Source organism: Streptomyces adelaidensis (assembly GCF_016598475.1).
Taxonomy (GTDB): domain Bacteria; phylum Actinomycetota; class Actinomycetes; order Streptomycetales; family Streptomycetaceae; genus Streptomyces; species Streptomyces adelaidensis.
In genome coordinates this window covers 1-11,883 of the sequence record NZ_JAEMUX010000144.1, presented here as the reverse complement: position 1 = coordinate 11,883, position 11,883 = coordinate 1, and the positions used below count along the sequence as shown (strand labels likewise).

General features: G+C 69.9%; 24 protein-coding genes. 1 reads left to right on the top strand and 23 read right to left on the bottom strand.

The window, feature by feature from the left end; genetic code table 11:
* From I8N67_RS39630 to I8N67_RS39615, 4 genes are read right to left on the bottom strand one after another with little or no spacing between them, the layout of a single operon-like run.
* On the bottom strand, nt 1-321 hold the full coding sequence (locus I8N67_RS39630) for a hypothetical protein (RefSeq protein WP_200309153.1): 321 nt from the start codon (nt 319-321) through the stop codon (nt 1-3).
* Entirely contained in the window at nt 318-1,052 is a 735-nt protein-coding gene (locus tag I8N67_RS39625) for an ATP-binding protein (RefSeq protein WP_200309152.1), read from the bottom strand. Before I8N67_RS39625 ends, I8N67_RS39630 begins: the two co-directional genes overlap by 4 nt.
* 9 nt (nt 1,053-1,061) lie before the next feature.
* Nucleotides 1,062-2,102, bottom strand: a complete 1,041-nt coding sequence (locus I8N67_RS39620) for a hypothetical protein (RefSeq protein WP_200309151.1) — start codon at nt 2,100-2,102, stop codon at nt 1,062-1,064.
* 25 nt (nt 2,103-2,127) lie between these two features.
* Entirely contained in the window at nt 2,128-2,712 is a 585-nt protein-coding gene (locus I8N67_RS39615) for a hypothetical protein (protein ID WP_200309150.1), read from the bottom strand.
* Here I8N67_RS39615 and I8N67_RS39610 point away from each other — a divergent pair.
* Entirely contained in the window at nt 2,711-2,950 is a 240-nt protein-coding gene (locus I8N67_RS39610) for a hypothetical protein (protein ID WP_200309149.1), read from the top strand. The genes I8N67_RS39615 and I8N67_RS39610 overlap by 2 nt on opposite strands.
* Nucleotides 2,951-2,958: 8 nt before the next feature.
* On the opposite strand, the gene I8N67_RS39605 is transcribed toward I8N67_RS39610, so the two are convergent.
* From I8N67_RS39605 to I8N67_RS39515, 19 genes are all read right to left on the bottom strand, one after another.
* Nucleotides 2,959-4,056 carry a competence protein CoiA family protein gene (locus I8N67_RS39605; protein ID WP_200309155.1) on the bottom strand — a complete coding sequence of 366 codons (1,098 nt, stop codon included), beginning with the start codon at nt 4,054-4,056 and terminating at the stop codon, nt 2,959-2,961.
* Nucleotides 4,057-4,117: 61 nt separating this feature from the next.
* Nucleotides 4,118-4,444: a hypothetical protein gene (locus tag I8N67_RS39600; protein WP_200309148.1), complete on the bottom strand. Its 327-nt coding sequence runs from the start codon at nt 4,442-4,444 to the stop codon at nt 4,118-4,120.
* Nucleotides 4,444-4,653 (bottom strand): helix-turn-helix domain-containing protein, encoded by a 210-nt coding sequence (locus I8N67_RS39595; RefSeq protein ID WP_200309147.1) that lies wholly within the window; start codon nt 4,651-4,653, stop codon nt 4,444-4,446. The genes I8N67_RS39600 and I8N67_RS39595 overlap by 1 nt, the downstream gene beginning before the upstream one ends.
* Before the next feature lie 110 nt (nt 4,654-4,763).
* Complete coding sequence (locus I8N67_RS39590; RefSeq protein ID WP_200309146.1) at nt 4,764-5,180, bottom strand: hypothetical protein; 417 nt, start codon at nt 5,178-5,180, stop codon at nt 4,764-4,766.
* A complete protein-coding gene (locus I8N67_RS39585) occupies nt 5,177-5,377 on the bottom strand; it encodes a transcription factor WhiB (protein WP_200309145.1) in 201 nt (66 codons plus the stop codon). The genes I8N67_RS39590 and I8N67_RS39585 overlap by 4 nt, the downstream gene beginning before the upstream one ends.
* Nucleotides 5,377-6,069, bottom strand: coding sequence for a WhiB family transcriptional regulator (locus tag I8N67_RS44810; protein ID WP_200309144.1), 693 nt, complete (start codon nt 6,067-6,069; stop codon nt 5,377-5,379). Before I8N67_RS44810 ends, I8N67_RS39585 begins: the two co-directional genes overlap by 1 nt.
* Complete coding sequence (locus I8N67_RS39575) at nt 6,066-6,701, bottom strand: hypothetical protein (protein ID WP_200309143.1); 636 nt, start codon at nt 6,699-6,701, stop codon at nt 6,066-6,068. The genes I8N67_RS44810 and I8N67_RS39575 overlap by 4 nt, the downstream gene beginning before the upstream one ends.
* Nucleotides 6,698-7,099 (bottom strand): DUF6205 family protein, encoded by a 402-nt coding sequence (locus I8N67_RS39570; protein WP_200309142.1) that lies wholly within the window; start codon nt 7,097-7,099, stop codon nt 6,698-6,700. Before I8N67_RS39570 ends, I8N67_RS39575 begins: the two co-directional genes overlap by 4 nt.
* A 3-nt stretch (nt 7,100-7,102) precedes the next feature.
* Nucleotides 7,103-7,375 carry a hypothetical protein gene (locus I8N67_RS39565; protein WP_200309141.1) on the bottom strand — a complete coding sequence of 91 codons (273 nt, stop codon included), beginning with the start codon at nt 7,373-7,375 and terminating at the stop codon, nt 7,103-7,105.
* Nucleotides 7,372-7,659: a hypothetical protein gene (locus tag I8N67_RS39560; RefSeq protein WP_200309140.1), complete on the bottom strand. Its 288-nt coding sequence runs from the start codon at nt 7,657-7,659 to the stop codon at nt 7,372-7,374. The genes I8N67_RS39565 and I8N67_RS39560 overlap by 4 nt, the downstream gene beginning before the upstream one ends.
* The gene (locus tag I8N67_RS39555) at nt 7,656-8,111 is read right to left on the bottom strand and encodes a hypothetical protein (protein ID WP_200309139.1); all 456 of its coding nucleotides are present in this window, start codon (nt 8,109-8,111) and stop codon (nt 7,656-7,658) included. Before I8N67_RS39555 ends, I8N67_RS39560 begins: the two co-directional genes overlap by 4 nt.
* A gap of 83 nt (nt 8,112-8,194) precedes the next feature.
* On the bottom strand, nt 8,195-9,238 hold the full coding sequence (locus I8N67_RS39550) for a recombination directionality factor (protein WP_307835507.1): 1,044 nt from the start codon (nt 9,236-9,238) through the stop codon (nt 8,195-8,197).
* 2 nt (nt 9,239-9,240) lie between these two features.
* Nucleotides 9,241-10,083 (bottom strand): hypothetical protein, encoded by an 843-nt coding sequence (locus I8N67_RS39545; protein WP_200309138.1) that lies wholly within the window; start codon nt 10,081-10,083, stop codon nt 9,241-9,243.
* Nucleotides 10,080-10,265 (bottom strand): hypothetical protein, encoded by a 186-nt coding sequence (locus I8N67_RS39540; protein ID WP_200309137.1) that lies wholly within the window; start codon nt 10,263-10,265, stop codon nt 10,080-10,082. The genes I8N67_RS39545 and I8N67_RS39540 overlap by 4 nt, the downstream gene beginning before the upstream one ends.
* Nucleotides 10,262-10,486, bottom strand: coding sequence for a hypothetical protein (locus I8N67_RS39535; protein ID WP_200309136.1), 225 nt, complete (start codon nt 10,484-10,486; stop codon nt 10,262-10,264). The genes I8N67_RS39540 and I8N67_RS39535 overlap by 4 nt, the downstream gene beginning before the upstream one ends.
* Nucleotides 10,479-10,772, bottom strand: coding sequence for a hypothetical protein (locus I8N67_RS39530; protein WP_200309135.1), 294 nt, complete (start codon nt 10,770-10,772; stop codon nt 10,479-10,481). Before I8N67_RS39530 ends, I8N67_RS39535 begins: the two co-directional genes overlap by 8 nt.
* Complete coding sequence (locus tag I8N67_RS39525; protein WP_200309134.1) at nt 10,769-11,071, bottom strand: hypothetical protein; 303 nt, start codon at nt 11,069-11,071, stop codon at nt 10,769-10,771. The genes I8N67_RS39530 and I8N67_RS39525 overlap by 4 nt, the downstream gene beginning before the upstream one ends.
* The gene (locus tag I8N67_RS39520; RefSeq protein ID WP_200309133.1) at nt 11,071-11,439 is read right to left on the bottom strand and encodes a hypothetical protein; all 369 of its coding nucleotides are present in this window, start codon (nt 11,437-11,439) and stop codon (nt 11,071-11,073) included. Before I8N67_RS39520 ends, I8N67_RS39525 begins: the two co-directional genes overlap by 1 nt.
* Nucleotides 11,436-11,735, bottom strand: coding sequence for a hypothetical protein (locus tag I8N67_RS39515; RefSeq protein WP_200309132.1), 300 nt, complete (start codon nt 11,733-11,735; stop codon nt 11,436-11,438). Before I8N67_RS39515 ends, I8N67_RS39520 begins: the two co-directional genes overlap by 4 nt.
* Between the last annotated feature and the right edge of the window lie 148 nt (nt 11,736-11,883).

The window sequence follows — 11,883 nt, the reverse complement described above, 5'->3', positions numbered from 1 at the left end:
TCAGGAGCTCGTATGGGTGATGGCTCCGAAGAGGTTGAGCTGCATCGCGGGCGGGCGGCACGTGGGGCAGGCGCACGGCATCTTGCAAAGACGGCCGGCGAGCCAAACGTCGGCGAGCGGCGGCCAGGAGAAGCGATCGTTGAAGAGGTGGCCTTCCTTGCCGAATGTGTAGTCGTGGCATATGTCGTGGTGTCCGCGGCGACAGGGGGAGCAGGACAAGGCGCCGCGTCCTTGGCACCAGCAGCGGTCATCAGGGAGGAACGCGTCCGGTACCAGGGCGAGGACATGCTCGAAAACCCAGTCGGCCTGTTCAGGCTTCACGAGACGCTCCTCAGTCCGCGGCGGAGGTCGGGGCCGTCGAAGCCGACGCTGGTTGCGGTCTGTGCGAGGCGGGAGGCGAGCCGGTCGCCGAGGCGGGTCACCAGGTCGGGGGTGGGGGCGCCGGTCTTGATCGGCAAGTTGGTGGTGATCAGCAGCGGAAGGGACTCGTTGTAGCGGTGGTTGACGATCCGGTATGTGGCTTCTTCGGTGAACTCGGAGAGCTTCTCGGTGCCGAGGTCGTCCAGCAGTAGCAGCGGGATCTGCATGAGGCGCTTGAGTTCGTGCTCGCTGCCTTTGTCGGAGCCGCCGGGGCGGAGCAGGCCGTAGAGGTCGGGTGCGGTGGTGGCGATCATCTGAAAGTTGCGGGGTCCGGCTTCGGCGATCCTCCGCAAGGCCCCGTACGCCTGGTGCGTTTTCCCGGTGCCGATGTTGCCGTGGAGGACGAGGATTCCGGCGCTTCGGATGTCGTCGGCGGCACGGTCGGCCCAGGCGTGCACGTCCGGGTGTGTGGCGGTCGCTTCCCGGTACCGGTAGGGGGCGGCGGTCTCCCAGCGGCTGAGGGCGAAGGCGGCGCGTTGGCGGCGGTGGTATTCGGGGTGGCCGGGTTCGTCGGGGGTGGGTTCGTCGTCGATGGGTCCTGCGGTGACGTCGGGGCAGTGGTCGGCGATGCCGGCCATGAGGCGGGCGAGCATGCTGGGCCGGTTTTCGGTGAGGTTCTGCGGGTCGTTCATGGGGGGCTCCTAGAAGTGGCCGAGGTCTGCGGCGCGGTCTTCGGGTGTGGGCTCGCGGTAGGGCTGCCAGCCGCCGGAGACTGCGCGGAGTGGGGGCCGGGTGGCGCGCTCGGAGGCGCGCTTCGCCGAGTCGGCGACCCACTTGCGCCAGGCCTCGTGCCAGTTCCGCTTTCGTCGGCCTTCGCCTCGCCAGTAGGAAATGAACTGCTGGGTCTCGAACTCGGGGTCGAGTCCCGGGTAGGTGGCGTTCACCCAGCGGCGCATCGTGTCGTTGAGATGGAAGTCGTCAGGGATGAGGTGAAGGCCGTCAGGCCGCTGCTGCTTGGCCATCGCGGTCGGCTCGGTGCGGTCGCTTCCGCCACCACCGCCCTCCTCTACGGGGCTGGGGATAGGGGAAGGGGAAGGGGAAAGGGCAGGGGCCGCGCGTACGTGTGTGGCCGCGCGTCCGCGCGTAGAGCCTTCCGGACCCCCTTCGGCAGGGGTATCGGAGGGGGTTCCCGAGGGGGGTGCGGAGGGGGTTCCTGACCCCCTCCGGGTGGGGTCGGGTTCGGGGGTGCCGAAGGCTTTGCGAAGGGTCTCGATGTGCTCGGCGACCTGGCTGCGGATCGACGGTCCGGTGCCGCGTGTCGACTTCGTCGGCTCGTCGCTCAACTCGTCTAGCGGAACCCGGTCCATCTCGGCGAGGAGAGCGCCGCGGAGCCGGCGCGAGGAGATCTCCAGCGCGCCGGACACCATGGCGCCCATGACCTTGGGCTGTTTCCATACGCCGTCGTTGCGGACGAAGGAGCGGATCAGCAGTTCCTCGGTGTCGTCGTCCATGACGATGAACCGCGCGGACTCAAGGGCCTGGAGTCGCTTCTCCAGCTCGGCGGAGGTCAGGCCGTGGGCCTTCCGGGACCAGCGCCGCAGGGTGAGCGGCAGCAGCCCGGCGTGGTTCAGGTTGGGCTGCGAGATCAGGAACAGGTACAGGCGCTGCTGTCGCTCATCGAGGGCGAGGAAGTCAGCGTCATCCCAGATACTGGTGAGGATGCGTCCGTGTCCGCGGGCCATCAGGGTCTTCTCTCGTTCGTGCTGATCAGGAGCTGGACGCTTCTTCGTCGGCGAAGCGCGCAGGTGGAGGCGGTGAGGGCTGGGGGAACTTCTCGGGCTGCGCGAGCAGGGCAGCGAGTTCGGCCACGAACTCAGGGCGCGCGATCCTGTGAAGCTCCTCGGCGATGCCCTTGGGCTCCGCGTCCAGCCGGATGAGGGCCTGCTGCCGCCACTGCGTCCCGGCCTTGTTGAAGCGGGGCTTCTCCGCGCGGATCGCCGCCCGTTCGGCCTCCGCCAAGGACGGCCAGTTCGGGTACGCAGAGACGGCTATGTACTCGGCCAGTTCCCACCAGGCCGACCGCCTTCTGTGCGTCGCGATTCGAACCTCTCCGGTCCCGGTGATCCCGATGTACAGCGGCTGCCGTTCGGCGTCGTAGAACCGGTAGAGGAGGCTGTTTCCAGCACGCCTCTCGGGCAGAAGACCCCAGGTGGACGCGTTGCGGTCGAGGCGCCTCAGCGGAAAGTGTGTCGGCTGCATACGGATGAGAATACCGTTCGCGATCGCGGTTCGCGACCCCATAGCGCGGACGCGTAGCGCGACCGTGACAATCTGTGTCACCATGAGGTTCATGGACGCCCTCGACATGGAGATTCAGGCCGCAGCCAAGAAGCGCGCGCGGGCCGAGAAGGCCTTTCTCGACGCCGACAGCGAGCTGCGACAACTCCTGGTCAAGGGCCGCGCGGCAGGCAAGGGGCCGTCGCACATGTCGAAGCTGGCGGGCTTCACCCGCGAGTGGGTGGCAAAGATCGCGCCCGACCCGAAGCTGAGCCGCGACGCCGGCGCCGCCCGCACGATCGCCGAGTCCTGACGGGGCGGTCACGCCGCGGCCTCCTCTACGCAGACCTTGTGCGCGTGACGTCCGTCGTCATCGAGAAGATGGGCCAGCTTCCCGCAGATCCGACACGGGCCCGGTCGGCTTGCCACGTGACTGCGGTCGCGCCAGTTCAGAACCGGAACACTGCGGTTGACCTCGATCCGTTCGCGCGGCCGGCACGTCGGGGCTGTGGCGCTGGCACCCAATGCCGCACTCGGGCTCTCGTCGATGGACTGCGGTGTGCCAGCTACTTCGAGGTATCGGGCGCGGTCGTCGGCCGGGACCCAGAACCGGTGCACCCGCGAGCCGGCGCTGTACTCCAGCGGGACGACCAGCCCGGCGGCGGTCTTGCGTACGAGGTCGTCGAAGAGCACGTCTCTCGGCCGCGGTGTCGTGTGGACTTCTCCGCACCGCCGGCCCCAGCCGTTCGTCGGGCACTCGTGGAACGCCGTGCTGTCGCACTTCCAGAAGTCGAGGAGCCGGAACCCGCTGACCACGCGCAGGTCGCCGGTCTTGGCGATGATCTCTGCGGGGAGCCGGTCGCTTCGGGTCCAGGCGGTGTCGTTGCGCTGGGCGTAGTCGCGGCGGTCGGTGTGCCAGGCCGGGGTGATGCCGCGGGAGGTGGCCTTGCGGGCGCGCTCGCGTACGCTCTTGGGCCCGTTCGTGTCGGCCGTCGAGAGTTGGATTTCCCATCCGATCCGGAGTCCCGCGGCGCCGTCGACGAGGGCGTCGGTGATTATCCGGCCGCCGGGCGCGCGGACTTCGGTGTCCGCGTGGTGGCCGGCCGCGGTGGCGACGCGAACGACGCGCTCCTTGTAGGCGCGGTGCTCGGGGCTCTCCGGTGCGTGGTGACGGAGCTTGTCTTCTTCGTGCTGATGCACGGCCTGGCGCTGCCCGTTGACCTGGCGTAGGTACATCCACGCGACGACTCCGGCGCTCCGGCAGACGCCCGCGCACTGGATGCCGCGGTCCTCAACGCGGACGCCGTCGGCTGCGTGCTGGCGGTCCTGCGCGTACAGCCGGTTCCATAGCGCAGGGTCGATAGTCGCCAAGTCCTCGATGTCGAAGCCGAGTGTGACGACGTGAACCGCGTTGGCCACCCCTCCTCCTTCCGTTTCCGGGCCCCGCCGTGTGCGGGGCCTCACTGCTGCCTGGGCTGGTTCAGCGGTAGTTGTGGATCACCAGCCAGGCGGGTGCCGGATGGTCGGCGAGGCCGAGACGGACGGCGGCGGCGTGGAGAGCCGAGGCCCACGCGGTGAGATCGGCGGGTTCGGCGAGCGTGTCCGGGGTGATCCGGACGACTTCGTTCTCGTCGACGAGGGTGCACCGGGTGGCGAGGATCAGTTGGTCGCGGTCGCCGACGACGATGTAGCCGACGCTGTCCGGGCTGTCGGGCTGGCCGAAGCAGGCGCGGTCGATGTCGTCGATGTCGGTCCGGTTGGGGATCTCGAAGCCGTAGACGACGCTCACGGAGTGGTAGAGGCCCATCAGACGGCCGCCTTCCGGATCGCTCCGCCGCGCCCCCGCAGGGTCACGCCGGCTTCGAGCAGCAGGACCCGCGTCCCGCCGTACGACCGGCCGAGTGCCCGGCTGATGGCGCGGATGGACAGGCCAGCCGCGTAGTGCTGGGCGGCGCGTTGCCGCACCTTGTCGCGGGCGTCGCCGGTGAGGACGATGCCGGTGGTGTAGTCCCTCACAGGGTTCCTTCCGGGTGGGTTGGGGTCCGGGCCCGCTCCTCGTTGGGGGGTGGTGAGGAGCGGGCCCGGTGGCGGCCGCTAGAGGGAGGGCGGCCGCCCGTCAGGCGGTCTCAGAGGTGGGCGTCGATGGCCTGGCCGATGCCCTGCACGAGCGCGGTCCGCATCTCCTCGGGCATGCCGGGCTCGAACGCGAAGTGGATTCGGGCGATCGGCTTGTCGTCGGCGCCGATCGTGATGACGTGCTCGTCGGACGGCTGGAGTCCGTCGGCGCCGAGGCCGACAGCCCAGCGGGATACGTCGGCGGCCTTGCTGATCAGGTCGCTGATCTGGTCGCGGGCCTCGTCGAAAGCGGCGTCGTCGAGGAGCAGCGTGGCCCACGTCTTGCCGCCGCCGGGTTCGGTGGAGGGGACGATGTCGTCGTCCATGGCTTCGCCGATGCCCGTGTAGTCGGGGTCCTCGGTGAGGGCCTTGTGCTGAGAGGCGGCTTCGGTGCGGAGGTCGTCGTCGGTGTACGGGAGCTCGGTCATGAGGTGGTGTCCTTCGTGGTGGCCGGGCAGATGTCCCGGTGCTGCTGGATCGGATCGGAGGCGAGGAAGTCGGTGACGAGGGCCCGGCCCGTGACCCGGCGGTGGAACAGGCAGGCGGCGCACAGCTGGTCGGCGACAGCGACCTGACCGCGCTCCATACGCCGCACCTGCACACCACCGAGCCACGAGCCGGACATCAGACCGCGACCTTCTTCGTGGTGCCGGTCCTACGCAGCCGGTTGTCGGCGTCCGCGTTCGCCCGCGTGCACGACCCGCACGCGGCCTCACCGTTCTTGCGATGCCGCTGGTAGCCGGGCCGGGTGCCGCACCGGGCGCGTTCTTCGCTGTCCGTGAGATGCGCGGGCAGTACGCACTCCGTGTTGCCGCAGTCCGCAGTAACTGGGCCTACTGGCTTGCGTCCGCGCCCGTGGGTGAACGCGAGCCGCCGCGGTGTGAGCGTCTGCCCCCGGAAGCTGATCTTTGCGGGGCCGGTCCAAGCCACGTGGCCGCCGTACAGGCGGACGGTGTGCCGGTCGTACAGGGATTGCAGGGTGCGGGGCTGCTGGGCTTGGCGGGCCTGTTCGGCGCGGGCCGCGGATTCCTCCGCGGTGAGGTTGCGTCGGACGGCTGCCCGCCGGTGGTTGGCGCGTTCGTGGTCGGTGAGGCCGCCGTACACGCCGTAGCCGATGCTGTTGGTCAGGGCGAAGTCGAGGCAGGCATCGACGGCCGGGCAGCGGCCGCAGATGGTTTTCGCCTGCTCGATGTCGTGTTGGCCTGCGCCGGTGCTTCCGAGGGCGAAGAAGATTTCCGTGTCTTCTTCGCGGCAGGCCGCGGTGTCCCGCCAGTCGGCGGCGCGCGGGGTGGCGGGTGCGGGGCGGACGAGTTTCATCGCGTGGTCACCGCCTCGCGGTCGGGCCACTGGCAGCCGGCCAGCGCCGCCGCATGCCGGGCCGGAACCTCGGCGAGGGGGAAGCCGAGCCAGTGCAGGCCCATCGCCAGCATCACGTAGGCGTCGGCCTCATCCGACTTGGCGCGGCCTTCGGTGTGGATGCCGTACCGCTCCCCGACCGCAGCCCGGACGAGCGCTTTGAGGGCCTCGCCCTTGAGCCGGTTGCCGTCCTCGTCCTTGTGGACGGTGGTCCCGGTGGCGTAGGTGATCCGCTTGCTCGGGGTGATCACCGTGTAGGGGATGCCGCGTTTCCACAGGTCGTGGCGGACCATCCACCGCATCGCGGCCAGGGCGTCGGCGCCCTGGTTGTTCTTGGAGTAGGCGGCGCCTTCGATGACGACGAAGTCGGCGTACCGGTAGAAGGAGGAGAGGCCGGTCAGTTGGGCGGCGAACTTTTCGTGCTGGCTGTCGGCGGTGGAGCGGACGTGGTCGGTCCAGCCGATGCCTGCGACGCCGGAGATGCCCATGGCGACATCGAGGCCGATGACCAGCGGCACGGGGCCGAGGGGCTGGAGGCCGGCCGCCGCCACGGCGGCCGGTGCCTCGGGGGTGAACAGGGTCGGGGCGGTCACAGTGCACCGTCCTCGTCGGGCCAGACGATGCGCGGCTCGACCTTCACCGCGCGGCCGTTCCGGACGACGACCCGCCACATGTCGGTGTTCTCCTCGCCTTCGCACTCCAGGCGGCCGGTGAACGTATGGCTGGGGAAGGCGTCGAGCGCTGTCTGCACCTCGTCGACGAGGCCGCACTCCCGGTACTCGTCGATCTCCCGCATGACGAGCGCGGTGGCGGTGCGGCGGAGGAAAACGCCGTCTTCCTTCTCCACCATCTGCTCGTGGACCCGGAGGACCAGCGACGGGGTGTAGCTGTTCTCCACGTTGTCCGGGGCGAACTTGCTGTTCTTGAACTCGGTGTAGGCGAGCGGCGGTTCGATGGCGAACTCGCCGGTGACGTGGGTGGTGTAGCCCATGGTTCAGTCCCCCTGGTGGTCGTTGGTGGCGGGTTCGTACAGGTCGGCGACCGAGGTGCCGTACGCCCGAAGGTGCGCGGTGAGGTCTTCGAGGAGGAGCAGTCCGTCGGGGCCGACGTCGTGCTCCGCCTCGTTCACCCAGTCGCCCGCGGTGTCGTCCCAACGGGCGGCGAGGTAGGGGCGCTTGTTGCGGTAGCGGTCGAAGAGGCAGTACGCGATCACGACGGCGCCGATGCTGATGCCGAGCGCGAGGGTGTAGGGCAGGAGGTCTTTCATGCCGCCACCGCCAGGCTTTCGGTGCCGCACGTCCAGCAGCGGGCGGATCCGTCGCGGCGGACCGCGTGGAAGCGGGTGCGCTTCTCTGCGGGGCACCAGGCGTCGTCGTTGCCTTCGACCTCGGGGCCGTCGAGGACTTCGTCGAGGGACACGTACACGGCGCGCACGGCCGGCTTCGGGAACGGGGCGCGCTCCCACACCGGCCAGTTCCGGGCGACGAGCGTTCCGGCCGGGAGCATGATCGCGGCGAGGGCGTCGACCGCCACGGCGAGTTCATCGGTCACGGCGTGGTCTCCTTCGTCGGCTTCGGCTGCTGGTAGCCGGGCTGCCAGCGGCTGCTGTCCTCGACCCGGCCCGGCGGCAAACCGGCGGCGTCGTCGAGCTGGCGTTGCAGGCGGTCGGCCCGTTCCCGCTCCAGCTCCAGCTCCCGGGTCACGCGGGTCATGGGGTTCATCTCGACCTCGGGCGGCAGGTCATGCCCGGCCATCACGTGGATCTGAGCGGCCAGGGCGCCCTCCACCGCCATCGAGTCGGCGAGCTTCGCTCGAACCTCCACCAGTTCCTCGGTGAGGCGGTCGTTGACGATGGCGGCGTCGGTGTACTTCTCGGCGGCGGTCTCGGCGGCGGACTTGTAGGTGTCGCGGTCCTTGGCGAACTGGTTGCGCTCGGAGCGGATGCGCTCCCGGTCGGCGAGCACGGCCTCGTGCTGGCGGCGGGAGACGAACGGCAACGGCATGGTGGTTCTCCGTTCGGGTGGTGTGGTCTGCTGGGGGGGGAGGTCGCCCCCGAATCCCGCGGGGGCGACCGTTCGTGTGCGGGCTACGTGCGGGGTTGAGCGACCGTCGGCCACGCCGGGCGGCTCGGCTCCTCGTCGTCGACGACCTCGGCCGGGTACGCGCCGTCCTCGTCCGGGACCGGCTCAGGGCGGGCGTTCTCGGAGTCCTTGGCCGCGGCGATCGCCATCAGCTGCTTCGACAGCGGGTCCTCACCCTTCGGGTGGACCACGTCGGCCCGCTGGGCTTCCATCCACAGATCGCGGACGTCATCCGACGTGAGCGCACCCGTGGCCTCGGCGATCCAGTCACGGCCCTGCGGCGCCTCGATCGCGGCCACGGCCCGACCGCCGCTGCCGCTCGGATCCAGCGCCACCGCAGTGGGCAGCGGGCCGGTGAGGGCCTGCCTGGTGGTGACACCCCGGATCTCGACGACGACCACCGGGAACTGCTTCGTCTGCCCACCGGCGACCCGGGTGCGGGGTTCGATCCGCAGCGTCACGGGCACCAGGCCCTTCCCGCCGGTGCCGGAGAGGACCATGTCGACGGTGCCCGCGAGTTCGTTCGCGGCGTACCAGGAGTGCGTCTCCACCCGCCACACGCCGACGTCCGGCATGTCCGGGAGGATGACGTTCAGCCGCGACGTGGCGGCGCACACCTTGTCCTTGGTGTAGAGGTCTTGGCGCAGGAGGTGCCATTCCGGGCCGTGCTCGGCGAGGCACAGGCAGGGGTGGCGGCTGATCTGCTCGGTCTCGCCGTCGCAGCGGCGGGCGCAGCCGCCCTTGTTCCACATCTCGTTTGCCTGGGACAGCGGGTCGCCGGGCGGCAGGATCGCCTCCAGCTGCTCGGCCTCGGTGATCACCCGGAACTGCGGGGCGCCGTTGCCTTGCGGCTGCCAGCGTTCGACGTTGCCGCCCCAGTCCTTGGCGGCGGCGGTGACGTAGTGCTCGGAGTGGCTGGAGAGAACCCACGTCTTCGACTTCACCGGGCGGGGCCGCTTCTTCGGGTCCTCGCTGGGAATGCTGTAGCCGGTGCGCAGGCGGCCGAGTTCGCGGGCCTGCTTCTGTGCGGTACGGATTCGGGAGCCCACGGTCAGGCCACCTTTCGGTAGTTGCGCCACCGGGCCGGGACGGGCTGGTCCGGGGCGAGGAGAGCGGGATAGGAGGAGGGGGCGGCGTGGTGCCACAGCGCGTTGACCAGAGCCCCGCGGAAGGCTTTGTGGGCGTCCCGTCCGGCGGGCATCTCGACGAGGGCGTGGGACTTGGCCCGCAGGTTGAGAACGCCGGCCCGCTGAATGTTCGGCATCGGCTGCTCGGTGTCGTCCGGGAGCAGGACCGTCTCGCAGTAGCGGAGTGCCGCCAACTGCTGGGCGTTCTCCGGGTAGACCTCTTTGGCGGAGCGGGTGGCCGACGTCTTGAAGTCGATCAGCCACAGTTCGAGGCTCCGGTCGGGCCCGGTCGGCAGCCAGACCATGAGGTCCGCGGTGCCGGCGTAGCCGAGGCGGCGGTGCAGGCAGGTGATCTCGGTGGCTTCGACGTGCTTGTCGATGTCGACGCCCCAGAACCTGAGGAACGCCTCCAGCTGTGCGAGGTACGGGGCGACGACCGCCTCGACTGCGAACGGGGCACCGAGGAGGCGGAGTTCGCTGGCCTTGTGGATGAGGGTTCCGAGGTCGGCAGCCGTATCCCGGGCGTCGATGTGGATCTGCTTGAGTTCCTTGACGAGCGCGGCCCGGTCGGTGATGGCCCGGCGGGCGACTTCAATGCGGTGGTCGAGGATCCACTCGACGGTGAGCTTGACGGCCCACGGCATGAGCCCGTGCTTGTGGACGCTGGTGCCGAGGACGTTGGTGACCGATACGAGGTCGGGCCCCCCGAGGGGGTCGCTGTAGTAGCGGCCCCGCTCGGTGTCGCGTGCGTGCTTGGGTTGGGTCACTTGGTGCGGCCCTTCGGGTGTGGTGTGGCGGCGAGTCCGATGAGTCCGACTCCGAGTGCGGTGATCAGGTCGGTGGCGGTGGCGTACACGCCGGTGAACGGGCTCAGTTGGGTGAGTGCGAGGGCGGTGAGGGTGACGGCCGTCCAGTGGAGGCCGGTCCGGGCCGCGTGACGGGCGCTCACCGGCCGCCTGCCAGCGAGTAGGCGCGGCCGTTGGCAGGCCCGCGTTCGACGAGTACGCCGTGTCGGGCCCACCACTGAAGGTCTTTGCGGGCGGTCGTCCGGCAGGGTCCCCAGCCGGTGGCGCGGTAGAAGGCGTGTGCTTGGCCGGTGGTGTAGCGGCCGCCTTCGCGCCGGATTTCGGCGAGGAGTTGGCGGCGGCGGGTACGAATACGGTCAGCCACGGCTACCGTCCTCGTCCTCGGCGGGCGGCCGGTTCGGAATGTCGATGCCCTCACCCAGTGCGGGACGCTCGTACGCGTCCAGCACCGCCTGCCACCTGCGGCGGAACCGGGCCGCCTGGCTGATCGACCACACGGCGACCACGGTGTCCGCCGCAACGATGCTGACCAGCACCGACGGGAGGCCACCGGTGACGACGAACCAGATGGCGTTGACGGCGAGGGCGGCCACGGCTCCGGCGAGGAAGCTGTGGAACGCGATGACCAGGTACGGGGGGCGGGCGCTCATGCCGCACCGCCCTCACGCTCGGCCTTGAGGCGGGCGATCTCCTCACGGGCAGCGGCGAGTTCGTCCTCCGTGGTGCGGTGACGCTCGGCCGCGTCGGCGATGCCGTCCCGCCACCGCTGCACCACGGCCAACACCCGGTCGGCGATGGCGAGCTGCTGCTCAACCGGCGTGCCGCTCTTGAACATCATCTGGAGGTCGCTGCTGCGGGGATCGTTGCTCGGCCGCAGCGACAGGGACGCGATGGGGTACGGGCCGGACTCGGCGGTGCCGGTCTCTTCCCAGAAGTCGTAGGCGCGCATCAGGCGGCACCGGCCGATCGCTGGCCGGGCACCGAGCGGGGCGCCGTGATCTCCCCGACCGCGTTCCGCAGTTGGTGCAGACCACCCGCGTACAGCTCGATCGTGCCGCCGTCCGCGAACTCGTCGATCAGCCGGTTCATCCGCTCGTCGAACTCGTGCCGGGCATGCGAGTCGCGACCTTGGGTCTGAGCGGACTGCGCCAACGCGTGCATGTCCGCCATCTCCTGGCCGAAGCCCTCGGGCTCGTTGTCAGCCGCCCGGAACAGTTCGAGGAACAGAGCGCGCAGGAACGGCTGGACGCCCAGCTCGGCGCCGTCGTCGGTGGCGGTCAGGGTGAGAGGGGTCGGACCCTCAATCTTGTGGCTCATCGGAGCTGCCCCTTCGGGGAGGTAGTCAGGAGGAGAAGGAGGGCGGCGGCATCACGGGCCAACTCGCGGCCCTCGTACACGGCGTGCCGCAGACACGCGGCGTGCGGGACCAACTCGTTCCGCATCGAGGCGGCGGCCCAGGCGAGGTCGTGGCCCGCGTGTACGAGTTCCTGGTGGAAATCCCTGCGGGACGCGTCGATGAGGAGGAACCAGAAGACGGAGAAGCTCGCGTGGACTGCGACGCCGAGCGACAGGACGGACGCCCACTCGCCGAGGTCATGCGTGTGGCCGGTCACGACGTACCGCCCGACGGGGGCATGTCCCGGCCCAGGCCCGGCCGGTAGTCGTGGTGAACGGCGGGGTAGTGCTCCCCCTCCGACTCACGCAACGACGCCACCGGCACGAACACCGCCTTCAACGCGTTCACCGGACGCTCCGGCACCT